Below are 22,784 nucleotides of genomic sequence, written 5' to 3' on the forward strand. Positions count from 1 at the left end.
GGTGCCGGACCGTCAGAGGTCGCCCGGTGTGCCGAGGCCGGTGAGGGCGCCGACCGGGTCCAGGTCGGGAGTGCCGCGGGGCCACCAGTCCTCGCGGCCCGGTTCGGACTCGTAGGCGTACCACAGGCCGTCCCGGCCGAGGCGGAGCTGGACGTGGCCCTGGGGGTGGGTGAGGCGGTTGCGCCAGGGGCGGAACGCGGGCAGGTCGGCGGCCAGCAGCAGGGGGCGGGCACGGTCGAACCGGCCGGCCGGCGGGTCCCACGCCTCCTCCAGGACGGCGAGCCCCGCCGGACCTCCCTGGCGCCAGGCGGCCACCGCGCGCGCCAGGTCGGCCGTGCTGCGGCCGGTGGCCGTGGCGAGGGCGGCGTACAGGGCGCGGGAGCCGGCGGTGAGCCCGGAGCCGGGGCGGGCGGCGGCCAGGCGGACGGCGTCCTGCCACAGGGTGAGCCCGCCGACCGGGTCGCGCCCCGTGGTGAGCATCGCGTGGGCGCGGGCGGCGGCGTCGGTGGCCAGCTGGTCCAGCACGAAGGCGTCGGGGCCGCCGGGGGCGCCCGGATGGGCGGGCGGCTGCTCGGGGTGCGGCGGTGCGGGCAACGGCGGCGGCAGGGGCGGGAGCGGGCCGGACTCGGCGGCGGCCAGGGTGTCGCTCGCCCGGACGCCGGGCAACTGCGCCGACGGCCGGTCCTGGGCGGCGGCGCGGGCCGCGCGGGCGGCGCTCAACCGGGAGAGCGCGTCGAGCAGTTCGCGTTCGCCGCGGCCGCGCAGCAGGAGCAGGACGAAGGGGTCGGCGTCGAGCAGGCGTGCCGTCTGGTAGCAGAGGGCGGCGGCGTGCTTGCAGGGGTGACCGGAGTCGGGGCAACTGCACCGGGGAGCGAGGTCACCGGGGCCGGGCAGCAGGGGGACGCCGCAGTGGGCGAGCGAGTGCGGGAGTTCCTTGTCGAGGAGGGCGGCGATGTGTCCGGGCCGCTCGGCGGCGGCGTCCAGGAACCGCTCCCAGTCGGCGTCGTCGAGCGTGCGCAGCCGGACCTGCACGCGGTACGGCCGGGGGCGGCTGCCCTGTACGTAGGCGAGGACCAGGCCGGGGGTCACGGTGATGGCGTCGACGTGTCCCCGCTCGGCGTATCCCCGGCCGCGGGCCAGCCGTTCGGGGTCCAGCGCGCCGTCCTCCAGCGCGGTGACCCAGGCGTTGCCCCACCAGGTCTCGGCGAGTTCCTCGCCGGCCGCCGTCCGGGACGGAAAGGCCGGAAAGGTACGGCGCAGCTCGCCGTCGCGTCCCGGGGCGGCCATGGAACGCGGGGTCCGCGGTGCGGCGGGGGCCCTGCCCTGCTGAGCGGCACCGGCGGTCGCGCCGACGGAGTCCGGTTCATCGCCCCGGCCGGGAGCGGGGTGACTCACGGAGGCCGTGTCCGGGCCATCGCCCCGGTAGGGCGTGCGGTGAGTCGAGGCGGTGTCCGGGGCCCCGTCCCGGTCGGGAGCACGGTGAGTCGTGAAGGCGGTGTCCGGGGCCCCGTCCCGGTCGGGAGCACGGTGAGTCGTGAAGGCGGTGTCCGGGGCCCCGTCCCGGTCAGGAGCACGGTGAGCCGTGGAGGCGGTGTCCGCGCCGTCGCCACGGTCCGCAGCGCGGTGGGGCGGGGCGGTGCGCGGGGCCTCACCCTGGTGCGGAGCGCGATGAGCCGCCGAGCGGGATTCCGGCTCGGCACCTCGGTCCGGAGCACGGTGAGCCGAGGCGGCGTTCGGGGCGTCAGCCCCGTCGGGCGCACGGTGAGTCGTCGGGGCCGCGTCCGGGTCGGGGGGCAGCCGGAACGCGTCCGTGAGCATCTCGCGCAGGGCGCGGGCACGGGCGTCCGGGGTGCGGGGGCCGTCCGTCCGGGGGCGGTGGGCGGGCGCGGGCCGGGAGGCCGGGCCGGTGGAGCGGGCGGCGCGGGCAGGGTGCTCTGTGGCGTCGGTTGCCGGATCCGGGGCGTCCGTGTGCGTCGCGCGCGCCCGGCGGCGAGCCGCCCGCAGCGCCTCCCGCGCCACGTCACCGGGGCGGGCGGCGCGACGGTCGGACTCACCGGGCGGCCCGTCCGCCGAGGGGGTCCGCGTCGTACGGCCGGCGAGGGCGTCGTCCGGCCGGGGTGCGGCGGATCCGGCCGGGGCGCCGCGGTCGCCGGCCGTCGCGGTGCCGGTCGGCGGGGGCGGCACGTCCGTAGTGCCGGAGGCCTCGTTTGTGGTGCCGGAAGCCACGCCCGTCGTGCCGGAAGCCACGCCCGTCGTGCCGGAAGCCACGTCCGCGATGCCGGGGACCTCGTCCGCTGTGCCTCGGCTCTCGTCCTCCCCCGGCTCCCCCGCCGTCCGCCCGGTGGTCAGCCCGCGGCGCAGGGCCGCGCGGACGGCGTCCGCGGGGCGGGGGGCCGGCTGTTCCGTGCGCTCCTCGGCCGGTTCCGTCGGCCGGTCGGCGCCTGCGGGTTCGGCGTCGGCTCGTCCCCGGGCGGCGCGCAGGGCGCGGCGGGCCTCGTCGGCGGGGCGTGGGCTCATGTCGGCCTCCGCAGGGACACCAGGTCGGACAGCTCACGGTCGGTCAGTTCCGTGAGGGCCGACTCGCCGGAGCCGAGGACGGCGTCGGCCAGGGCCCGCTTGGCCTGGAGCATCTCGGCGATGCGGTCCTCGACCGTGCCCTCGGTGATGAGGCGGTGGACCTGCACCGGCTGCGTCTGGCCGATGCGGTAGGCGCGGTCGGTGGCCTGCTCCTCGACGGCCGGGTTCCACCAGCGGTCGAAGTGGACGACATGGCCGGCGCGGGTGAGGTTGAGGCCGGTGCCGGCCGCCTTCAGGGAGAGGATCAGCACCGGCGTCGCACCGCTCTGGAAGCGGTCCACCATGCGCTCGCGCTCCGGCACCGGTGTACCGCCGTGCAGCAGGTCGACCGGGACCGCGCGGGCGGCGAGATGGGCGGCGACGATCCGGGCCATGCCGACGTACTGCGTGAAGACCAGGGCCGAGCCGTCCTCGGCGAGCACCGTGTCCAACAGCTCGTCCAGCAGGGCCAGTTTGCCGGACCGGGCGGTGAGCCGGTCGTCACCGCCCGCACCCCGCGGGAGTCCTGAGTGCTCCTCCTTCAGGAACAGCGCGGGGTGGTCGCAGATCTGCTTCAGGGAGGTCAGGAGCTTGAGGACCAGGCCCCGGCGGGCCATGCCCCCGGACGTCTCGATCGCGAGCATCGACTCGCGCACCACCGCCTCGTACAGCGCGGCCTGTTCCCGGGTGAGCGGCACCGGGTGGTCCGTCTCGGTCTTCGGCGGCAGCTCGGGGACGATGCCCGGGTCGGACTTGCGGCGGCGCAGCAGGAAGGGGCGGACCAGGCGGGACAGCCGCCGCACCGCCTCCTCGTCCTCGCCGTTCTCCACGGCGCGCGCGTGCCGGGCGCGGAAGGACTTCAGGGGGCCGAGGAGGCCCGGGGTCGTCCAGTCCAGCAGCGCCCACAGCTCGGAGAGGTTGTTCTCCACGGGGGTGCCGGTCAGGGCGACGCGTGCGGGGGCGGGGATGGTGCGCAGCGCCTTGGCCGTCGCCGAGTAGGGATTCTTGACGTGCTGGGCCTCGTCGGCGACGACCATGCCCCAGCGCTGCCCGGCCAGTGTCGGCGCCGCCGACCGCATGGTGCCGTATGTGGTGAGGACGAAGCCGCCGGTCAGGTCCTGAAGGGTGCGGTCGGGGCCGTGGAAGCGGCGGACGGGGACGCCGGGCGCGAAGCGGTTGATCTCCCGCTGCCAGTTGCCCAGCAGGGAGGCCGGGCAGACCACGAGGGTGGGTTCGCTGCGCGCCCGCTTCAGGTGCAGCGCGATGACGGTGACGGTCTTGCCGAGGCCCATGTCGTCGGCGAGGCAGCCGCCCAGGCCGAGCGAGGTCATCAGGTCCAGCCAGGCCAGGCCGCGCAGCTGGTAGTCGCGCAGGGTCGCGTGCAGGCCCGGGGGCGGCTCGGCGGTGCCCGGGCCGGCGGTGAGCCGGTCGCGGAGCGCCGCCAGCGCGCCGACCGGCACCGCCTCGACCGTCTCGCCGTCCACCTCGGCGGTGCCGGTGAGGGCGACGCTCAGCGCGTCGACCGGGTCCATGAGGCCGAGGTCCCGTTTGCGGGCCCGGCGCACCAGGGCAGGGTCGACCAGCACCCACCGGTCGCGCAGCCGGACGACGGGGCGGTGGGCCTCGGCGAGCGCGTCCATCTCGGCCTCGGTGAGCGGCTCGCCGCCGAGCGCCAGCTGCCAGTGGAACCGGAGCAGTTCCTCGCCCTCGAAGAAGCCGGTGCCGTCGGTCGCGGAGCCGGGCGCGGGCCGGACCACGGCGCTCGCGGTGAGGTCCTGGGCCAGGTCGCGGGGCCAGTGCACGGCGACGCCGGCGGCGGCGAGCCGGGTTGCCGCCACGCCCAGCAGGTCGGTCAGCTCGTCCTCGGACAGGGCCAGCACATCGGGTGTGTCCTGCGCGGCGAGCCGGTCCAGCGGCGGCCAGACGCGGGCCGCCCGGCGCACCGCGAGGGCGGTGTCGACGCGCGCGCGTGGGCCGAACGCCGGGTCGGCCGCGCCCGACCAGAGGTCCGCGACGTCGGCCACCAGGGTGGGGTCGGCGAGGCTGTGCACCTGGAGGACCGCCGCGCCCGCGCGCCGGCCGCCGCCTTCGGCCTCCGGCCCGCCGTCGAACAGGTCGTGGGCCGCCAGGTCCAGGCGGAGCGAGATCCGCACGCCCGCGTCCATGCCCGCGGCGACCTCGGCGGCCCAGTCGTGTGCCTCCTCGGGCAGGCGCTGGGCCGGGCGGGCGGCGAAGGGGCGGCCGGAGGCGTGGGGCGCCGCCGGGGTGCGGGGCAGGGTGTCCGCGACGGCGTCCAGGAAGGAGCGGATCAGCGCACGTGGTTCGGGGAGCCGGATCGGGCCCGGGCCGTCCAGCGGGACCGCGTGCCCTTCGGGGGGCAGGGCGGCGGCCACCGCCCGCAGGTGGGCCATGTCGTCGGGGTCGAGCGGGCCGGCCCGCCAGGCGTCGTGTCCGCCGGCGGTCACGCCGGGCAGCAGCCGGCCCCGCGCGGCGAGCCGCAGGGCGTGCAGGGCGGCGGCGCCCCAGCAGGCGGTGGCGGGGTGGGCGGCCGGATCATGCCGGGCGCGCACCAGCAGGGGCAGTGCCTCGTCGAGCGGGAGGGTCAGCGCGGGGGCCGTCCGGCGTCGTACGCCCGGACCGTGCCGTCGGACGACGGTGAGGTCGGTGTCGGCGGCGGGCGGCGGGGCGTCCGACTCGGGGTCCCAGAAGGCGAGGCGGCCCTCGCGCGGGAGAGGGGCCGGCAGGAAGACGGCTGCCAGCCGGGCCGGCACCGCCCGCGCGGCCTCCTCCGGCGCCCTGCCGCGCTCCGCCACCGCGGCACCGTCGCTCATACGTCCTGTCACCTCCCGCCCCCTTCGTCGGACCGATCGTCTCCGACTCTACGGGCGGGGTCTGACAACCGGCCCCGGCGGCGGTCCGGGCACCGGTCAGGGAACGGTGCGCGAGACGACGTAGACCATCGGATAGTCGGGGTCGGCCATGTCGACGACGATGTCCCGGCTCGGCGCGGGGTTCTGCTGCTCGTGGGAGACGCCCCACCACACGCCGTCCCCGCCGAAGTGCCAGTCGGTGACGCGCTGGGCCCGGTCGCTGATGGGGATCTCGCCCCGCTTCAGCTCGCCCCGGTCGACGCCGACCCCCGAGAGGAAGGCGTCCAGGCCGACGCGGGAGGTCTCGAACTGGACGTAGAGGCGGCTGGTCTTCCAGTTGTTCGTCTCGTAGTACGCCACGTGCCAGGCGGGGTGCGGGACCGGCACCTCGTACAGGCGGCGTTGCAGCTTCGACGGCCAGCCGGCGGTCATGCCGGTCGCCGAGTACTTCTCCTCCTTGTCCCGGCCGCTGGCGCGGCTCTGCTCGGCGGAGATCACCAGGTAGCCGGCCGGGATGCCGATGAGCAGCACGATGATGAGCAGGGTGAGCGCCCGGCGGCGGACGACGTGGCGGCGGTCCTCGACCGGGCGCCCGGGCTCGTCCGGCGGCTCGGCCTGGTGCGGGAAGGTGGCGGTCACAACGTCTCCCGGGTGGTGCGGAGGACCTCGGCATACCGCTCGTAGCGCTCGTACCGCTCCACCCGGCGGCGCTTGGCGCGGCGGAAGCGGCGGGCGACCAGGCGGGCGAGGTCGGCGGCGCCGACCATGCCGGCCTCGGGGCCCAGCTGAGCGCGGACGACACGGGCCTCGGGGCGGTAGCCGCGGCCGGTGAGATGGCGTCTGAAGGCGTCCCGGGCGGGGCCGATCAGCAGGTCGTCGGCGGCGCTGACGCCGCCGCCGATCACGAAGCAGGACGGGTCGAGGGCAGCGGCGAGGTTGGCGATGCCGACGCCGAGCCACTGGCCGATGTCCTGGAGCAGTTCGACGCACATGGCGTCGCCCTCGCGGGCCAGCTCGGTGATCACCGGGCCGGTGATGTCGGAGATCTGGCCCTTGACGTGCTCGATGAGCCCGTACGCCACCGGCGAGTCCGCGGCGGCCAGTTCGCGCGCCTCCCGGACCAGGGCGTTCCCGGAGCTGTACTGCTCCCAGCAGCCGCGGTTGCCGCACGGGCAGCGGTGGCCGCCGGGCACGACCTGCATGTGGCCGAACTCGCCGGCGACGCCGTACTTGCCCCGCTTGACCTGGCCGTCCTGGAGGATGGCCCCGCCGATGCCGGTGCCGAGGGTGATCATGACGAGGTGGTCCTCGCCGCGGCCGGCGCCGAAGCGCCACTCGGCCCAGGCCGCGGTGTTGGCGTCGTTGTCCACCAGGACGGGCACGGAGAGCCGGCCGGAGATGCGGTCTCTGAGGGGTTCGTTGCGCCAGGACAGGTGGGGGGCGAACAGGACCCGGTTGCGGTCGGCGTCGACCCAGCCGGCGGCGCCGATGCCGACGGCGTGCACGTCGTGCCGGTCGGACAGGTCCAGCACCAGTTCCACGATCGTGTCCTCGACGACCTTGGGGCTCTTGGACTTGTCCGGCGTCTCCGTGCGGACCTTCTCCAGGATGTTGCCGTCGGCGTCGACGACGCCCGCCATCACTTTCGTGCCACCGATGTCGATGCCGACCGTGGGCACGCGGGGTGCCGTCAGGTGGGAGCGGCGTTCCCTCGTGCCGACGGTGCGCAGGACCGTGGCCCGGCGGGAGCCGATGGGGGCGGTGAGGTCGCGGTAGGTGCTCATTGGGTGCGATTCTGCCGCACGGTACCTGCGGGTGCCGAACGGCCGAGCGGCGAGGTGGTGCGGATCATTGCCGGGTGCCGGTCCACCGTGGTTACTCGCGGGGTCCCCCGTGCCCCCGGCGACGCTGCAGTTCGCGGCGTAGATCGTCCAGCTCGTTGCCGCCCGCCATCTGGCGGGTCAGCTCGTCCAGGGTGATCTCGTCCCGTGTGTGGTTCCCCACCATCGTCCCCCTTTTCAGGAGCACGAACTTGTCCCCCACCAGATACGCGTGGTGCGGGTTGTGGGTGATCAAGACAACGCCCAGGCCCTGGTCCCGTGCCGCCGCCACATATTTGAGGACCACGCCGGACTGCTTCACGCCCAGTGCCGCCGTCGGTTCGTCGAGGATCAGCACCTTGGCACCGAAGTACACCGCGCGGGCGATGGCCACGCACTGGCGTTCGCCGCCGGAGAGGGTGCCGATGGGCTGGTCGACGTCGCGCAGGTCGATGCCCATGCGGAGGAGTTCCGCGCGGGTGGTCCGGCGCATGAGGTCGACGTCCATGCGCTGGAAGGGGCCGGTGCCCTTGCGCGGCTCGGAGCCGAGGAAGAAGTTGCGCCAGACCGGCATCAGGGGGACGACGGCCAGGTCCTGGTAGACCGTGGCGATGCCGCGGTCGAGGGCCTCGCGCGGGGAGGCGAGGCGGGTGTCCTCGCCCTCGATGGCCAGGGTGCCGGCGTCGTGCTGGTGCAGGCCCGCGATGATCTTGATGAGGGTGGACTTGCCGGCGCCGTTGTCGCCGAGCACACAGGTGATCTCACCGGCATGGACCTCCAGCGAGACACCGTCGAGGGCGCGGACGTTGCCGTAGCGCTTGCCGACGCCCGACAGTCCGACGAGCGGCGTGCGTGCGGTGGTCCGCGTCCGTGGCTGGATCTGCGTCTGGGTCTGCGTCTGCGTCTGCGCATGCGTCATTTCGTGGCCTCCGCGCGCTTGCGGACCCAGGCGTTGAGCAGGGTCGCCAGGAGCAGCATGGCTCCGAGGAAGAACTTGAACCAGTCGGGGTCCCACTCGGCGAAGACGATGCCCTTGCTGGTCATGCCGAAGATGAGTGCGCCGACCGCCGAGCCGACCGCGCTGCCGTAGCCGCCGGTGATCAGACAGCCGCCGATGACTGCGGCGATGATGTAGATCAGCTCGTTGCCGACGCCCTCGCCGGACTGGACGACCTCGTACGAGAAGAGCAGGTGCTGGCCGGCGATCCAGGCACCGAGGGCCACGCCCATGTACAGGCCGGTCTTGGTCCGGCCGACCGGGACACCGACCGCGCGGGCCGCGTCCTTGTTGCCGCCCACCGCGAAGATCCAGTTGCCGGCACGGGTGCGCAGCAGGATCCAGCTGGCGACGGCGACCAGGGCCAGCCACCACAGGATGGTGACCTTGACGCCGACGCCGCCGACGGTGAGCGTCGAGGCGAAGACGGCGCGGGCGCTCGGGAAGCCCTCCATGTCGGCGATCGTCTTGGTGGAGACGGTGCCGCCGATCAACTTGGTGAAGCCCAGGTTCATGCCGGTCAGCATCAGGAAGGTGCCGAGCGTGATGATGAAGCTCGGCAGCCTGGTGCGGGCCAGCATGAAGCCATTGAACGCGCCGATCGCCAGCGTCACCAGGAGGGAGACGCCCACACCGACCCAGACGTTGGCGGTCATCTGGTAGCTGAACATCGATGACAGCAGGGCCGACGAGGTGACCATGACACCGGCGGACAGGTCGAACTCGCCGCCGATCATCAGCAGCGCCACCGGGACGGCCATGATGCCGATGGTGGAGGCTGCGTACAGGACCGTGCTGAGGCTGGAGGCGCGCAGGAAGCTGTCGGCGGCCAGGGCGAAGAAGAGGAAGACGGCGATCGCGCCGACGACCGAGCCGAGTTCGGGGCGGCCGAGGAGTCTTCGCGGCGTCGACGTCTGCAGAATCCTTTCGTCCGCGGTCTCGGCCTTTGCGTCCGCGTTCTCGGCACGAGGCTCGGCATGCGGCTCGGCGGCCGGGGTGGTGCTCATCGCGTGCCCCGATTCGTGTAGTCCTCGAGCGCGGCGGCGTCGGCCTTCGTGATGATCTGCGGCCCGGTGAGCACCGGGCGGCCGCCGCCGAGGACGTCCGCGTTGTACTTGTAGAGCCACAGCAGGTCGACCGCCTCGTACCCCTGGAGGTAGGGCTGCTGGTCGACGGCGAAGCCGAGGGTGCCGTCCTTGAGGCCGGCGGCCACCTTGGCGTTCAGGTCGAAGGTGTCGATCTCGGCGTCGCTGCCCGCGCTCCGCTTGGCCCTGACGGCGATGTCGGCGTACGGGGCGCCGAGCGTGACCACCGCGTCCACGGACCGGTCGGTCTGCAACTCGGCCTCCAGGGCGGACTGCACGTCCGGCATGCTGGTGCCGTTGACGTAGAGCCGCTCCACCTTGCCGTCGAAGCGGTCCTCGACGCCGTCGCAGCGCTGCTCGTGGCCCACGTTGCCCTGTTCGTGCAGGACGCAGACCGCCTTCTTGCGGCCCCGCTCGTTCAGCTCCTCGCCGACGGCCTGACCGGCGATGGTCTCGTCCTGGCCGATGTGGGTGAGCGCACCGAACTCCTTGGACTCGGCCGAGCCGGAGTTCACCGTGATCACCGGGATGCCGGCCTTCACCGCGCGGGCCACGGCGGACTTCATGGCGTCCGGCTTGGCGAGCGTGACGATGATGCCGTCGACCTTCTTGTCCACGGCCGCGTCCACGAGCTGCGCCTGCTGCTGGGCCTCGTCGTCGTGGGAGTACAGGAAGTTGACGTTGTCCTTGAGGGCGGCCTGCTCGGCGCCGCTCTGGACGATGTCCCAGAAGGTGTCACCGTCGCCCGAGTGGGTGATCATCGCGAAGGTCCAGCGGGGCGTGTCCACCGCCGCCCCGCCTTGGGCCGCCGCCTTGCGGGCGTCCTCGGCGCGTTTGCCGCCGGTGCTGCTGCATGCGGCCAGGGAGAGCGACAACGCCCCTGCCAGCGCGATGCCTACCCAGGTCCGAAACCGTGCCACGAGGCCGTGCCCTTCTTGCCGTGCTCTGTCGTACGCGCGGGCCGGGATGACTCACCGGCCCCAAACGTCACATTCTCCGTCATGACGACGGGACGGCGCACAACCGGTCGGCACATGCCCGTCAGGTTGTCCGGACATGACCGGCCCGGACGCGGGTCCTCGGGGCCGTCCCGCGGGCCGCCGTCAGGACCGGACGAGCAGCTGGAACTCGAAGGAGTAGCGGGACGGCCGGTAGGTGTGCGTGCCGAACTCGACCGCGCGGCCGGTGTCGTCGAAGGTGGTGCGCTGCATGGTCAGCAGCGGGGCGCCCTCCTCCTCGCCGAGCCGCTCGGCCTCCGCCGCGGCGGCGGCGCGGGCACCGATGGACTGACGGGCGCTGTGCAGGGTGATCCCGGCGGTGCGCATCATCCGGTACAGGCCGGTGGCCTGCAGCTGCTCGGTGTCGAGGTCGATCAGACCGGGCGGCAGGAAGTTGCAGAGGTACGCCATCGGCTCCCCGTGCGCGAGCCGCAGCCGCTCCACCCGGTGCACGTCGCTCCCCTCGGCCACGCCCAGTGCGGCGGCGACCTCGGCGCTCGCCGGGACCACGGTGTTGACCAGCACCTTCGTGGCCGGGCGCTGGCCCGCCGCCTCCAGGTCGTCGTAGAGGCTGCTCAGCTCCAGCGGGCGCTTGACCTGGCTGTGCACGACCTGGGTCCCGACACCGCGGCGGCGCACCAGCAGGCCCTTGTCGACCAGCGACTGAATGGCCTGGCGCACGGTGGGACGGGACAGGCCGAGCCGCGCGGCCAGCTCGATCTCGTTGCCCAGCAGGCTGCCGGGGGTCAGCTCGCCGCGCTCGATCGCCGCCTCGAGCTGCTGCGACAGCTGGAAGTACAACGGCACCGGGCTGCTCCGGTCCACACTGAGGTCGAGCGCCACGGTCGGGTCCACGTCTGGTTTCGGCACGGCCCGAGCGTAGCTCCGTGCGCTGTTGACGGGAAGTCGTGTAGTTCGGTTGTCCGGACATACGAATTGACAGGGTGCGGGTGGTGGCTCACCTTGATTCCATGCGCATCGGGGTCATCGGTACGGGCCGGATCGGCGCCGTGCACGCGAACACGCTCAGCCGCCATCGCGACGTCGGGTCCCTGATCCTCACGGACGCCGATGTCGCGCGCGCCCAGGAGCTGGCCCAGCGGCTGGGCGAGACGGCCGCTCCGGGGGTGGACGAGATCTTCCGGTGGGGCGTGGACGCCGTGGTGATCACGACGGCGACGTCGGCGCACGCCGATCTGATCGGCCGGGCCGCCCGCTCGGGGCTGCCGGTGTTCTGCGAGAAGCCCATCGCCCCCGACCTGCCCGGCACGCTCCAGGCGATCGCCGAGGTGGAGGCGGCCGGGACGGTCCTGCAGATGGGTTTCCAGCGCCGCTTCGACCCCGGCTACACGGGGGCGAGGGAGGCGGTACGGTCCGGGCGGCTCGGGCGGCTGCACACCGTGCGGGCGGTGACGAGCGACCAGGAGCCGCCGCCGGCGGAGTACCTCCCCCTGTCCGGCGGGCTGTACCGGGACACGCTGATCCACGACTTCGACGCGCTGCGCTGGGTGACCGGGCACGAGGTCGTCGACGTGTACGCCGCCGGGTCCGATGCCGGGCCGCCGGTGTTCCGGGCGGCGGACGACGTCGACACGGGCGCGGCGCTGCTGACCCTGGACGACTGCACGCTGGCGACGGTGACGGCGACCCGGCTGAACGGGGCGGGGTACGACGTGCGCATGGAACTGGCCGGGGAGCGGGACCAGATCGTCGTCGGCCTGGACGACCGTACGCCGATCGCCTCCACCGAGCCGACCGGGCCGCCGGCCGCGGACAAGCCGTGGACCGGGTTCGTGGAACGCTTCGGCCCCGCCTACGAGGCCGAACTGTCGGCGTTCGTCGAGGTCGTGCGCGGCGAGCGGGCCAACCCGTGCGACGGCCGCGAGGCGCTGCGGGCCCTGCGCATCGCCGAGGCGTGCGAGGTGTCCCGGCGCGAGCGCAGGCCGGTGCGGCTGTCGGAGATCCCGGGGGCGGCGGAGTCCGCCCTCGGGTGAGCGGCGGGCGGACGGAGCCGGCTCCGGGGCGGTGGGTGGGGCCGGGCGGCGCGAGCGCGCCCTTGTGCCCCCCCGGCACCCGGAGACGCGGGCGGCCCGGCTGCGCGGCCGGGCTCCTCGGGTCGCTATCGCATCCCGTCGCCGGCCGTCGGGTTCCTCCAGCAGCCCCGCGTCGTGGACCAGCGAGCGTCGCGCTGCTCGCGCTGGGCGGCGCGCTCTTCGCCGCCGCCGAGAGCCGGAAGCCCGATTGAAGCACCGTCCGGCCGAGCGCCCGCCGGCCGGGCACCGCCGGGTACGGCGCCGGGCTTCCGGCCCCCGGGGTCAGCAGCCGTGGTCGACCAGGTCGAACGAGGCGTAGTGGTCGGCGGTGTAGTAGTCCTCCCGGTGCTCCTCGCCGGTGACGATGCGGCGGGCACCGCGGGTCTCGGAGCCGGGCGTGATCACGGTGTACTCGTGGTAGTAGCCGGTCGGCTGACCGGGCAGCAGCCCCTCCCGGTTCTGGAAGACGGTCCCGTCCTGTTCGAAGGGGTAGGGGCCGCCCTGCTCAATGAGGTCCAGGGTGTCGTGCGCCTGTGCGGGCAGGGCGCTGTAGCAGATGTCGCCGACCGCGGAGACGGCGGCACCTGCCGGGGTCGCGGAGACGGTGCCGCCCACGAGGAGGGCGGACAGGAGTGCGGCTGCGGCGCCGGTCCGGGCGGCGCGTGGGGGGGAATCGCATGAAGTCATGATGACGCGCGTAGAGAATGGCATGTCAATGACAACACCGAGGATTCGCCCGTCAAGCCCCCCGAATTTTCACGGCATTCACCCACCGCGCCCTGCCTCGGATCTCCGTCCGGGGCGGGGCCGTGCGGCCGGGGCCCGGGCTAGGCGTTCTCCGGAAGCTCGAGGGACCCGTACTCGGGGCGGCCGGAGAAGTCGTACGACTGGATGGTCACCCCCGCACCCGTGACGCTGCCGCCCGTGTGCCGGAAGGCGGTCGGTGCGCAGCCCTCGGCGAACAGGCGGCGGCCGGCGCCGAGGACGACCGGGAAGGTCAGCAGATGGAGGGTGTCGACGAGGCCGAGCGCGAACAGGGACCGCGCCAGGGCCCCGCTGCCGTGCACCTGGAGTTCGCCGTCGGTGCGCTCCTTGAGGGCGGTGACCTCCTTGGCGAGGTCGCCGGCGATCACGGTGGTGCCGGCCCAGCCGGGGTCGGTGAGGGTGCTGGAGACGACGTACTTCGGCAGGCCGTTCAGCTTCCCGGCGACCGGGTCGCCGGGGTCGGTCACCTTCGGCCAGTGGGCGGCGAAGATGTCGTACGTCCGGCGGCCGAGGAGGAAGGCGCCCACCCGGGAGAAGACCCCGTCGACGAACCGGCCGAAGTCGTCGTCGATGTGCGGGACGACCCAGCCGCCCTGGTCGAAGCCGTCGCGGGTGTCCTCGTTGGGGCCGCCCGGGGCCTGGTGGACGCCGTCGAGGGAGACGAAGGTGGTGACGACGAGCTTGCCCATGGCGGGTGCCCTGCCTTTCGGTGCCCGGAGGTTCTGCGGTCATCAGCTCAGACCCCTGTGGCGGGCGCAACTCATCGGTCGCGCGCCATACCGCCGCTCAGCGGTCGTGCGCCATGCCGCAGCTCAGCGGTCGCGCTCCAGGTCGACGTCCGTTCGCCGCCGGTGCGCCGGCCGGCGGGCCGCTGGGATGGAGGCACACGACGACGAACGTTTCGGGAAACCTGCACGGCAAGGCGGCCCTGGTGACCGGCGGCAGCCGCGGCATCGGTGCCGCGACGGCGCTGCGGCCGGCGCGGGAGGGCGCGGACGTGGCCGTGACCTATGTGCACGGCAAGGACGGCGCCGAGGACGTCGTAGGGGCGGTGGAGCGGCTCGGGCGCCGGGCGGTGGCACTGCGCGCCGACCTGGCCGACGCGACGGAGGCCACGGGGGCCGTCGAGCGGGCGGGGGACGCGCTCGGCGGACTCGACGTGCTGGTGAACAACGGGGGCGTCGGGCTGCTCGGCCCCATGGACGGCATCTCGGTCGCCGACCTGGACCGGGTGCTGGCCGTCAATGTGCGGGGCGTCTTCCTGACCTCGCAGGCCGCCGCGTCCCGCATGGCCGCGGGCGGGCGGATCATCACCATCGGCAGCTGCATGGCACAGCGGGTGCCGGGCCCCGGCGGAACGCTGTACGCGATGAGCAAGTCGGCGCTGGCCGGGCTGACCAAGGCGCTGGCGAGGAAGCTGGGGCCCCGGGGCATCACGGCGAATCTGGTCCACCCCGGTCCGGTGGACACCGACATGAACCCGGCGGACGGCCCCTGCGCGGACGGCCAGGCGGCACTGACCGCACTGGGCCGCTTCGGCACGGCCGACGAGGTGGCGTCGACGGTCGCGTACCTGGCGTCGGCCACGTACGTCACCGGGGCGGAGTTCGCGGTGGACGGCGGCCACGCGGCGTGATCCGCGGGCCGGGGTGATGCGCGTGGGGCGCGCCGGTGCTGTCCAGGCCGGGCGCGCCCCACGGGTTCAGGGGGTTGTTCAGCCGCCCAGTTCCTGGTGGCGGGCGGACAGGCGGGCCGCTCCGTCCTCCGTCAGGGAACCGAACAGGCGCAGGCGGGAGATGCCGCCGTCGGGGAAGATGTCGATGCGGGCGTGGGTGCCGACGGCCGGCTCCGGCAGGATGAAGCGGTGATTGGTGTCGGGCTGCATCCGGGTGCGCGGCAGCACCTCGCGCCATTCACCGGCTCCCTCCTCGTCGGCATCCTTCACCGACACCGAGGCCCAGCCGGCGCTGTTCCCCTTCAGGTAAGCCGTGTCGATCTCGACGGCGCGGATCTCGGAGCGGTCCACCAGGCGGTAGCGGATCCAGTCGTTGCCCTGGTCACGGCGGCGGCGAGTCTCCCAGCCGTCGTCCATCTTGCGGGAGCGGCCCGGCTGGATGGTGTTGGTGGCGGGCGAGTAGAAGAGGTTGGAGGCGTCCTCGACCTGGCCGCCGTTCTCCAGGGCGACGACGTCGAAGGTGCCGAGGGCCTGAAGCCACTTCGGGTCGGGCAGTACCTCCCCGTGTACGCGCAGGCGGGCGATGCCGCCGTCGGGGTGCTGCTTGACCCGCAGGTGGGTGAAGCACTGCTCGGCCGACACGGCGAAGCCGTTGGCCGCGTGGCCGCCGACCGGCGTGCGCGGGACCAGCGTCGTCCACTTCACGTCGTCCGCGAGCAGCTCCTGCGGCGAGGGCGAGCCCGGCAGGCAGGCGCCCTCGACGGAGACCGCCTGCGGGTAGTTGCCGCGGAAGTGGGCGGTGTCGACGACGATGCCGCGGATCACGCCGGGCGCGCCGAGCCGGACCAGCGCCCAGTCGTGGTCGTCCGCGGTCGGCCAGGGGTGCTCGGCCGAGACGCCGCGGCGCCGGCGGGTCTCCCAGCCGTCCATGACCTTGCCCTTGTGCCCGAAGTGCTCGGGGTCGAACTCGGCGCGCTCGGGCACCAGCAGGTTCTCGCGCTGGGCGAAGAACTCGTCGTTGGCCGCGACGACACCGGCGCCGAGCTGCCGGTCGGCGAGGTTGGCGTAGTGGGTGAAGGGGAGGTCGGCCGTGCGGTAGTCCGCGTACGGGTCGCCGCCTCCGTAGGGGTTCGCGTCGCCGGTGAAGCTGGGTATCGCCGTCACGGTGATCAGGGCCTGCCTTTCGGAATGTCGGGCGCTTGTGAGGTGGTCAGTTGGTCCGGGTGAGGAGCCGACCCTGCGGCTCGGTGAATTCGCCCTCCGCCACGATGCGCCGTCCACGCAGCCAGGTCGACTTCACCACGCCGTACAGGGTCCTGCCCGCGTAGGCCGTGACGCGGTTGCGGTGCTGGAGCGCCGCGGGGTCGACGACGAAGGTCTCGTCGGGGGCGAGTACCGCGAAGTCGGCGTCGCGACCCGCCTCGATGGCGCCCTTGCGGTCCATTCCGACCAGGCCGGCGGTCTTCGCGGACATCCAGCGGACGACGTCCTCCAGGCCGTGGCCGCGCAGGCGGGCCGCGGTCCACACGGCGGGCAGGCTCAGCTGGAGGCCGGAGATGCCGCCCCAGGCGGTGGCGAAGTCGTTGGTCTTCAGGTCGGCGGTGGACGGCGAGTGGTCGGTGACCACGCAGTCGATGGTGCCGTCCGCCAGGGCCTGCCACAGCAGGTCCTGGTTGGCGGACTCACGGATCGGCGGGCAGCACTTGAACTCGCTGGCGCCGTCCGGGACCTCCTCGGCGGTGAGGGTGAGGTAGTGGGGGCAGGTCTCGACGGTGAGCCGGACGCCCTCGGCACGGGCCTCGGCGATCAGCGGCAGCGCGTCGCTGGAGGACAGGTGCAGCACGTGCACGCGGGCGTCGAACCGCTTGGCCTGCGCGATGAGGCTCGCGATGGCGGTGTCCTCGGCGTCGCGCGGGCGGCTGGCGAGGAAGTGCGCGTACTCGGGGCCGCCCTGCTGCGGCGCGGAGGCCAGGTGGTGCGGGTCCTCGGCGTGCACGATCAGCAGGCCGTCGAAGGCGGCGATCTCGGCCATCGAGCGCGCGAGCTGCTCCTGGTCCAGGTGCGGGAACTCGTCCACGCCGGACGGGGACAGGAAGCACTTGAAGCCGAAGACGCCGGCCTCGTGCAGCGGGCGCAGGTCCTTGACGTTGTCGGGCAGGGCGCCGCCCCAGAAACCGACGTCGATGTGCGCCTTGTCGGCGGCGACCTGCTGCTTGGTGCGCAGGTGGTCGACGGTCGTGGTCGGCGGCAGGGAGTTGAGCGGCATGTCGACGAGGGTGGTGATGCCGCCGGCCGCCGCGGCGCGGGTGGCGGTCCAGAAGCCCTCCCACTCGGTGCGGCCGGGGTCGTTGACGTGCACGTGCGTGTCGACCAGTCCGGGCAGGACGACGTGGTCGCCGACGTCCTCGAGCCGGGCACCGTCCGGTACCGGGGCGTCGTACGGCAGGACCGCCGTGATCGTCTCGCCGGTCACCGCGATCGACGCGGCACGCGTCCCCTCGGGAGTGATGACGCGCGTCGAGCGCAGCACCAGTTCAACTTCGGACACCCGAACCCCTCTCTCTGCCGCCGTGTCTCGGCCGGTCCGCGTCCCGCGGTACGGGACATGACGGAGTTGTCCCCATCTAGCGGATTCAACGTTCTGTTGAAGGAGTCTTGCCCCGTCACTTCCACGCCGTCAAGAGGCACACTGCTCATGGGCGTGGTGTACGGGTTCACCCTGGACGTTTCCACAAAGCGGAATTAGAATTCCAGCAAGCAGAACGTAGCTACGTACAAGCGGGGAGTCAACCGGGTCCCGGGTAGGCTTCTGCCCTCCCGTCCGCCTCGAAAGGAACCGCGCCGTGCCGACGTCCAGCGCCAGCACCACCGACTCCGCCAGGCCCACCGCCACCGGCGGCGTCCAGTCCCTGGAGCGCGCCTTCGACCTGCTCGAACGGATGGCGGACGCGGGCGGCGAGGTCGGCCTGAGCGAGCTGTCCGCGAGCAGCGGGCTGCCCCTGCCGACCATCCACCGCCTGATGCGGACACTGGTGGCCTGCGGCTACGTACGTCAGCAGCCCAACCGCCGCTACGCGCTCGGCCCGCGGCTGATCCGGCTCGGCGAGTCCGCCGCCCGGCTGCTCGGCACCTGGGCGCGCCCGCACCTGGCCCGGCTGGTGGAGGAGACCGGCGAGACGGCGAACATGGCGCTGCTCGACGGGGACGAGATCGTCTACGTGGCGCAGGTGCCGTCCAAACACTCGATGCGCATGTTCACCGAGGTCGGCCGGCGCGTCCTGCCGCACTCCACCGGCGTCGGCAAGGCCCTGCTGGCGGACTTCCCGCCGGAGGAGGTGCGCGCCCTGCTCGCCCGGACCGGCATGCCGGCCGCGACGGACAAGACGATCACCACCCCGGACGGCTTCCTCGCGGCGCTGGAGGAGGTGCGGCGCCAGGGGTACGCCATCGACGACAACGAGCAGGAGATCGGCGTGCGCTGCCTGGCCGTCTCCGTGCCCGACTCCCCCACCGCGGCGGCCATCTCCATCTCCGGCCCGGCGGGCCGGGTGACGGAGAACGAGACCGACAAGATCGTGCCGCTGCTGCAGCAGGTGGCCGCGGAGCTGTCGGTGACGCTGCTCAGCTCGGGGGTCAACGGCAACGGGGCGTAGCCGCTCTGCTGATTTCCGCTGATTCCCGTTGCATTCCGTCACAGGCGGGTGACCGGCCGCGCACCACGGAGCCGGGCCACCACGGCCCCGCACCCTTCAAGGGCGCGGGGCTCGCCGCCGGTGGACCAGCGCGCGCAGGCGCGCGTCAACGGCCCGGCGGCTCCCCGAACAGCTCCACGGCGCGGCGCACCTCCGTCAGCCCCGGTCTCAGGGCGCTGACCGAGCCGATGGCGCCGGCGATCAGCAGCAGCGAGCGCCGCAGCCGCACCACCTCCGGGACGCCGTGCAGCGTCATCGCGGCGAGGTCGGCCAGTTCGTCCTCGGCGATGGCCCGGTCGGGGAAGTCGGCCGGCAGCGCGGCGAGCCGGCGGCGCAGCCGGGACACCGCGGTCCGCAGCTCCGTCACCCGCACGTCCTCGTCGCCGACCGTCACGCGCCTCTGCCCCACGCTCCGCAACACAGCCCTCCCCCTCGCACCCCGTTGTGCGCCCCTAGTGGTGAACCTGCCGAGCGCCCCCATGGCGCTCCTCGGGCGCCGGGGGACGCGGGCCAGTAAACGACAACCGGCGCGCGGTGCGCCACCGTGAGGGCCGAAATTCAGTCCCCCGTGCCGCTGCTGTCCGAGGGGGCGTCAGGCCCGCGGTCCGGTATGCAGGACGCATGACGGAGAACGAAGACCAGGTGGCCGGGCTGCTCCTCGCCGCCGGCGGCGGACGACGGCTCGGCGGGCGCCCCAAGGCGCTGCTTCCGTACCGCAGCCGCCCCCTCGTCGAACACGCGGTCGGCGTCCTGCGTGCGGCCGGCTGCGCCCGCGTACACGTGGTGCTGGGGGCGCAGGCCGACGTCGTACGCGACCGCGCGGCGCTGCCGGGGTGCGTTCTGGTGGACAACCCCGGCTGGGAACGGGGCATGGGGTCGTCGCTGCGGGCGGGGCTGGAGTCGCTGGCCGGGACGGGCGCGCGGGCCGCCCTGGTGTCGCTCGTCGACCAGCCCGGGATCGGCGCGGAGGCGGTGGCGCGGGTCCGCGCGGCGTACCGGGACGAGACGTCGCTGGCCGCGGCCGCCTACGCGGGGGTGCGTGGCCATCCCGTGCTGTTCGGCGCGGCCCACTGGGCGGGCATCGCCGCGACTGCGACCGGGGACCGGGGGGCACGCGCCTATCTGAGGGAGCACGAGGCGGCGATCACGCTGGTCGAGTGCGCGGACGTGGCCCGCCCCCACGACATCGACACCGAGGCGGACCTCGTCCACCTGAAGTGAACCTGGAGTGAACGGCGTGGCACCGAGCGCCACCTTGCCTCGACTCAGAGAATCTCGACATCAACAAACCATTGAACTTCCACTATGAGAAAACTACTATCCACTGTTCAGAAGCGCCCGACCGCGCCGCGGGGCGCGATTTGCCCTGTTCGGGCTCCTGACACCCCGTGCCACGAAGAAGCTCGCTGAAGGAAGTGACAGCTCATGTCCGCACCAGCGCCGTCCCCGCTGGCCATCGTCGACGCCGAGCCCCTGCCCCGGCAGGAGGAGGTCCTCACCGATGCGGCGCTCGCCTTCGTGGCCGAGCTGCACCGGCGGTTCACGCCCCGGCGTGACGAGCTCCTCACCCGCCGCGCGGAGCGCCGCGCCGAGATCGCCCGCACCTCCACCCTCGACTTCCTCCCGGAGACCGCCGCCGTCCGCGCGGACGACTCCTGGAAGGTGGCCCCCGCTCCGGACGCGCTCCAGGACCGCCGGGTCGAGATCACCGGTCCCACGGACCGCAAGATGACCATCAACGCGCTCAACTCGGGCGCGAAGGTCTGGCTCGCCGACTTCGAGGACGCCTCCGCCCCGACCTGGGAGAACGTCGTCCTCGGCCAGCTGAACCTGATCGACGCCTACACCCGCAACATCGACTTCACCGACCCGCGGTCCGGCAAGTCCTACGCGCTCAAGGCGAACGAGGAACTCGCCACGGTCGTGATGCGCCCGCGCGGCTGGCACCTGAACGAGCGTCACCTCCAGCTCGACGGCCGCCCGGTGCCCGGCGCCCTGGTCGACTTCGGCCTGTACTTCTTCCACAACGCCCAGCGGCTGCTGGACCTCGGCAAGGGCCCGTACTTCTACCTGCCGAAGACCGAATCGCACCTGGAGGCCCGCCTCTGGAACGACATCTTCGTCTTCGCACAGGACTACGTCGGCATCCCCCAGGGCACCGTCCGGGCCACTGTCCTGATCGAGACGATCACGGCGGCGTACGAGATGGAGGAGATCCTCTACGAGCTGCGCGACCACGCCTCCGGGCTGAACGCCGGCCGCTGGGACTACCTGTTCTCCATCGTCAAGAACTTCCGCGACGGCGGCGAGAAGTTCGTGCTGCCGGACCGCAACGCCGTGACGATGACCGCCCCGTTCATGCGGGCCTACACCGAACTGCTGGTCCGTACCTGCCACAAGCGCGGCGCGCACGCCATCGGCGGCATGGCGGCCTTCATCCCGTCCCGCAAGGACGCCGAGGTCAACAAGGTGGCCTTCGAGAAGGTCCGCGCCGACAAGGACCGCGAGGCTGGCGACGGCTTCGACGGCTCCTGGGTCGCCCACCCCGACCTGGTACCGATCGCCATGGAGTCCTTCGACAAGGTGCTCGGCGACAAGCCCAACCAGAAGGACCGGCTGCGCGAGGACGTCGACGTCAAGGCGGCCGACCTGATCGCCATCGACGCGCTGGACGCCAAGCCGACCTACGCGGGTCTGGTCAACGCCATCCAGGTCGGCATCCGGTACATCGAGGCGTGGCTGCGCGGCCACGGCGCGGTGGCCATCTTCAACCTGATGGAGGACGCGGCCACCGCCGAGATCTCCCGCTCGCAGATCTGGCAGTGGATCAACGCCGGTGTCGTCCTCGACAACGGCGAGCAGGTCACCGCCGACCTGGCCCGCAAGGTCGCCGCCGAGGAGCTGGAGAACATCCGCGCCGAGATCGGCGACGAGGCCTTCGCGGCCGGCAACTGGCAGCAGGCGCACGACCTGCTGCTGACCGTCTCCCTCGACGAGGACTACGCCGACTTCCTCACCCTGCCGGCGTACGAGCGGCTCAAGGGCTGACGCTCACCCCGCACGGTCCGAGTGGCCCAGGGACTTCCCCGGGGCCACTCGGTCGCGTACGGCCCGCTTCACGGCCGTCGGCTCGGGGAAGCCCTGCTCCCGGCGGTCCCAGACGACCTCGCCGGCCACCCGTACGACGAAGACGCCCCCGGTGCCGGGCCTGAGCGCCAGCTCGGTCAGCTCGGCCTCGAAGGTGGTCAGCAGCTCCTGCGCCAGCCAGGCGGCGCGGGGCAGCCAGCGGCATTGCGTGCAGTACTCGATCTCGACGCGTCGCGCGTCCACGGGGCCGTCCGGCATCCGTCCGTCGTCCTCCGTCATCCGTCCGTCATCCCAGGTGCACCGACCAATCCTGTTCCGCCGCCGGTTTGCCGTGCAGGTCGGGGACCCGCTTGAGCCACTCGGGGCGGCCCTGCCGGGTGCGCGCCGCGCGCAGGGCCTCCTCGGCGGCGAGTTCCTCCCGGCTGGGGAAGCCGGTGGGGAGCCAGGCCCCGGACACCCGCACGCGCGCGTGAAGGTGCTCCACGTACCCCCGGCGGACCTCGTCCGGTGTGCCGCGGCCCGGCTCGGGGGCCAGCCACGCGTCCGGTACGGCGGCCGTGACCTCCCGCAGCAGGCCGGGCGTCACCCGCGGCGCCAGCTCGGCGTCGGCCGCGCGGACGTCCGGGGCGTAGTGGCCGAGGGCGTGGTGCCGGAAGTCGTAGGCCCTGGCGGGGTCCGCGCCGTCCCAGCGGTGGTGGAAGACGAGGGCGGCGCCGTGGTCGATCAGCCACAGGCGCGGCGGCACGGTCCCCAGGGTCGGCCAGACCATCAGGTTGGAGCTGTGCACCGTGCGGTCCACGTTCGCCGTGAGCGCGTCCAGCCAGACGATCCGCCCGGCCTCCAGCGGGTCGACGGGGAAGGTCTTCGCCACCTCGGGGGTGAAGTCGCGCGCCCCCGGCAGGAAGTCCATGCCGAGGTTGACACCGGCGCTCGCGCCGTGGAGGTCCCGCACCTCCTGGTGCGGTTCGTGCTCGGCGACCGCCGGATCGAAGTGCACCAGCACCAGCTCGGGGAACCTGAGCCCCAGGGCCCGCGCCAGCTCCCCGACGATCACCTCGGCGACCAGCGCCTTGAGCCCCTGCGCGGAGCCGGTGAACTTCACGACGTAGGTGCCCAGGTCGTCGGCCTCCACGATGCCGGGCACGGAGCCGCCGGAGCGCAAGGGCTCCACATAGCGAGTGGCGGTGACCTCTCTCAGCATTTCCC

At 73.4% G+C, this 22,784-nt stretch carries 20 protein-coding genes; 5 read left to right on the forward strand and 15 right to left on the reverse strand.

Annotated features, from left to right (window positions below; all coding sequences use genetic code 11):
* Positions 1-12: 12 nt before the first annotated feature.
* The 8 genes from ACLGIH_RS06475 to ACLGIH_RS06510 all read right to left on the reverse strand — a co-directional run bounded on the left by ACLGIH_RS06475 (position 13) and on the right by ACLGIH_RS06510 (position 11,169).
* Positions 13-2,184 (reverse strand): SWIM zinc finger family protein, encoded by a 2,172-nt coding sequence (locus ACLGIH_RS06475; RefSeq protein WP_416529307.1) that lies wholly within the window; start codon positions 2,182-2,184, stop codon positions 13-15.
* Positions 2,185-2,513: 329 nt separating this feature from the next.
* The gene (locus tag ACLGIH_RS06480; protein WP_416524244.1) at positions 2,514-5,387 is read right to left on the reverse strand and encodes a DEAD/DEAH box helicase; all 2,874 of its coding nucleotides are present in this window, start codon (positions 5,385-5,387) and stop codon (positions 2,514-2,516) included.
* Between the two features lie 96 nt (positions 5,388-5,483).
* Positions 5,484-6,065: a sugar kinase gene (locus tag ACLGIH_RS06485; RefSeq protein WP_416524245.1), complete on the reverse strand. Its 582-nt coding sequence runs from the start codon at positions 6,063-6,065 to the stop codon at positions 5,484-5,486.
* Positions 6,062-7,210 carry an ROK family glucokinase gene (locus ACLGIH_RS06490; RefSeq protein ID WP_416524246.1) on the reverse strand — a complete coding sequence of 383 codons (1,149 nt, stop codon included), beginning with the start codon at positions 7,208-7,210 and terminating at the stop codon, positions 6,062-6,064. Before ACLGIH_RS06490 ends, ACLGIH_RS06485 begins: the two co-directional genes overlap by 4 nt.
* Positions 7,211-7,301: 91 nt before the next feature.
* Positions 7,302-8,165 (reverse strand): ATP-binding cassette domain-containing protein, encoded by an 864-nt coding sequence (locus ACLGIH_RS06495; RefSeq protein WP_416524247.1) that lies wholly within the window; start codon positions 8,163-8,165, stop codon positions 7,302-7,304.
* On the reverse strand, positions 8,162-9,250 hold the full coding sequence (locus ACLGIH_RS06500) for an ABC transporter permease (protein ID WP_416524248.1): 1,089 nt from the start codon (positions 9,248-9,250) through the stop codon (positions 8,162-8,164). The genes ACLGIH_RS06495 and ACLGIH_RS06500 overlap by 4 nt, the downstream gene beginning before the upstream one ends.
* Positions 9,247-10,248: a sugar ABC transporter substrate-binding protein gene (locus tag ACLGIH_RS06505; protein ID WP_416524249.1), complete on the reverse strand. Its 1,002-nt coding sequence runs from the start codon at positions 10,246-10,248 to the stop codon at positions 9,247-9,249. The genes ACLGIH_RS06500 and ACLGIH_RS06505 overlap by 4 nt, the downstream gene beginning before the upstream one ends.
* A 183-nt stretch (positions 10,249-10,431) precedes the next feature.
* Positions 10,432-11,169 carry a GntR family transcriptional regulator gene (locus tag ACLGIH_RS06510; protein ID WP_416529308.1) on the reverse strand — a complete coding sequence of 246 codons (738 nt, stop codon included), beginning with the start codon at positions 11,167-11,169 and terminating at the stop codon, positions 10,432-10,434.
* A gap of 128 nt (positions 11,170-11,297) precedes the next feature.
* Here ACLGIH_RS06510 and ACLGIH_RS06515 point away from each other — a divergent pair, with 128 nt between their 5' ends.
* Positions 11,298-12,320 (forward strand): Gfo/Idh/MocA family protein, encoded by a 1,023-nt coding sequence (locus ACLGIH_RS06515; protein WP_416524250.1) that lies wholly within the window; start codon positions 11,298-11,300, stop codon positions 12,318-12,320.
* Between the two features lie 321 nt (positions 12,321-12,641).
* Here ACLGIH_RS06515 and ACLGIH_RS06520 read toward each other — a convergent pair whose 3' ends face one another.
* Both ACLGIH_RS06520 and ACLGIH_RS06525 read right to left on the reverse strand, forming a co-directional pair.
* A complete protein-coding gene (locus ACLGIH_RS06520) occupies positions 12,642-13,046 on the reverse strand; it encodes a guanyl-specific ribonuclease (protein ID WP_416524251.1) in 405 nt (134 codons plus the stop codon).
* A gap of 140 nt (positions 13,047-13,186) precedes the next feature.
* Positions 13,187-13,813, reverse strand: a complete 627-nt coding sequence (locus ACLGIH_RS06525; RefSeq protein WP_416524252.1) for a dihydrofolate reductase family protein — start codon at positions 13,811-13,813, stop codon at positions 13,187-13,189.
* 242 nt (positions 13,814-14,055) lie between these two features.
* Between ACLGIH_RS06525 and ACLGIH_RS06530 the strand changes: the two genes are divergently transcribed.
* Positions 14,056-14,760: an SDR family oxidoreductase gene (locus ACLGIH_RS06530; RefSeq protein ID WP_416524253.1), complete on the forward strand. Its 705-nt coding sequence runs from the start codon at positions 14,056-14,058 to the stop codon at positions 14,758-14,760.
* 78 nt (positions 14,761-14,838) lie between these two features.
* Here the strand turns inward: ACLGIH_RS06530 and alc are convergent, their stop codons facing one another.
* Positions 14,839-15,963, reverse strand: a complete 1,125-nt coding sequence (gene alc / locus ACLGIH_RS06535; RefSeq protein ID WP_416524254.1) for an allantoicase — start codon at positions 15,961-15,963, stop codon at positions 14,839-14,841.
* A 46-nt stretch (positions 15,964-16,009) separates the two neighbouring features.
* Positions 16,010-17,347, reverse strand: a complete 1,338-nt coding sequence (allB, locus tag ACLGIH_RS06540) for an allantoinase AllB (RefSeq protein ID WP_416524255.1) — start codon at positions 17,345-17,347, stop codon at positions 16,010-16,012.
* A gap of 295 nt (positions 17,348-17,642) precedes the next feature.
* On the opposite strand from allB, the gene ACLGIH_RS06545 reads away from it, so the two are divergent.
* Complete coding sequence (locus tag ACLGIH_RS06545; protein WP_416524256.1) at positions 17,643-18,452, forward strand: IclR family transcriptional regulator; 810 nt, start codon at positions 17,643-17,645, stop codon at positions 18,450-18,452.
* Between the two features lie 145 nt (positions 18,453-18,597).
* Here the strand turns inward: ACLGIH_RS06545 and ACLGIH_RS06550 are convergent, their stop codons facing one another.
* Entirely contained in the window at positions 18,598-18,912 is a 315-nt protein-coding gene (locus ACLGIH_RS06550; protein WP_416524257.1) for a DUF5955 family protein, read from the reverse strand.
* Between the two features lie 200 nt (positions 18,913-19,112).
* On the opposite strand from ACLGIH_RS06550, the gene ACLGIH_RS06555 reads away from it, so the two are divergent.
* Positions 19,113-19,712 (forward strand): nucleotidyltransferase family protein, encoded by a 600-nt coding sequence (locus ACLGIH_RS06555; protein ID WP_416524258.1) that lies wholly within the window; start codon positions 19,113-19,115, stop codon positions 19,710-19,712.
* Between the two features lie 204 nt (positions 19,713-19,916).
* Complete coding sequence (gene aceB / locus ACLGIH_RS06560) at positions 19,917-21,539, forward strand: malate synthase A (protein WP_416524259.1); 1,623 nt, start codon at positions 19,917-19,919, stop codon at positions 21,537-21,539.
* 3 nt (positions 21,540-21,542) lie between these two features.
* Here aceB and ACLGIH_RS06565 read toward each other — a convergent pair whose 3' ends face one another.
* Both ACLGIH_RS06565 and ACLGIH_RS06570 read right to left on the reverse strand, forming a co-directional pair.
* The gene (locus ACLGIH_RS06565; RefSeq protein ID WP_416524260.1) at positions 21,543-21,857 is read right to left on the reverse strand and encodes an Rdx family protein; all 315 of its coding nucleotides are present in this window, start codon (positions 21,855-21,857) and stop codon (positions 21,543-21,545) included.
* A gap of 7 nt (positions 21,858-21,864) precedes the next feature.
* A complete protein-coding gene (locus ACLGIH_RS06570; protein ID WP_416524261.1) occupies positions 21,865-22,779 on the reverse strand; it encodes a HipA family kinase in 915 nt (304 codons plus the stop codon).
* Positions 22,780-22,784 lie beyond the last annotated feature (5 nt).

This window comes from Streptomyces hamibioticus (genome assembly GCF_047946815.1).
Classification (GTDB): Bacteria; Actinomycetota; Actinomycetes; order Streptomycetales; family Streptomycetaceae; genus Streptomyces.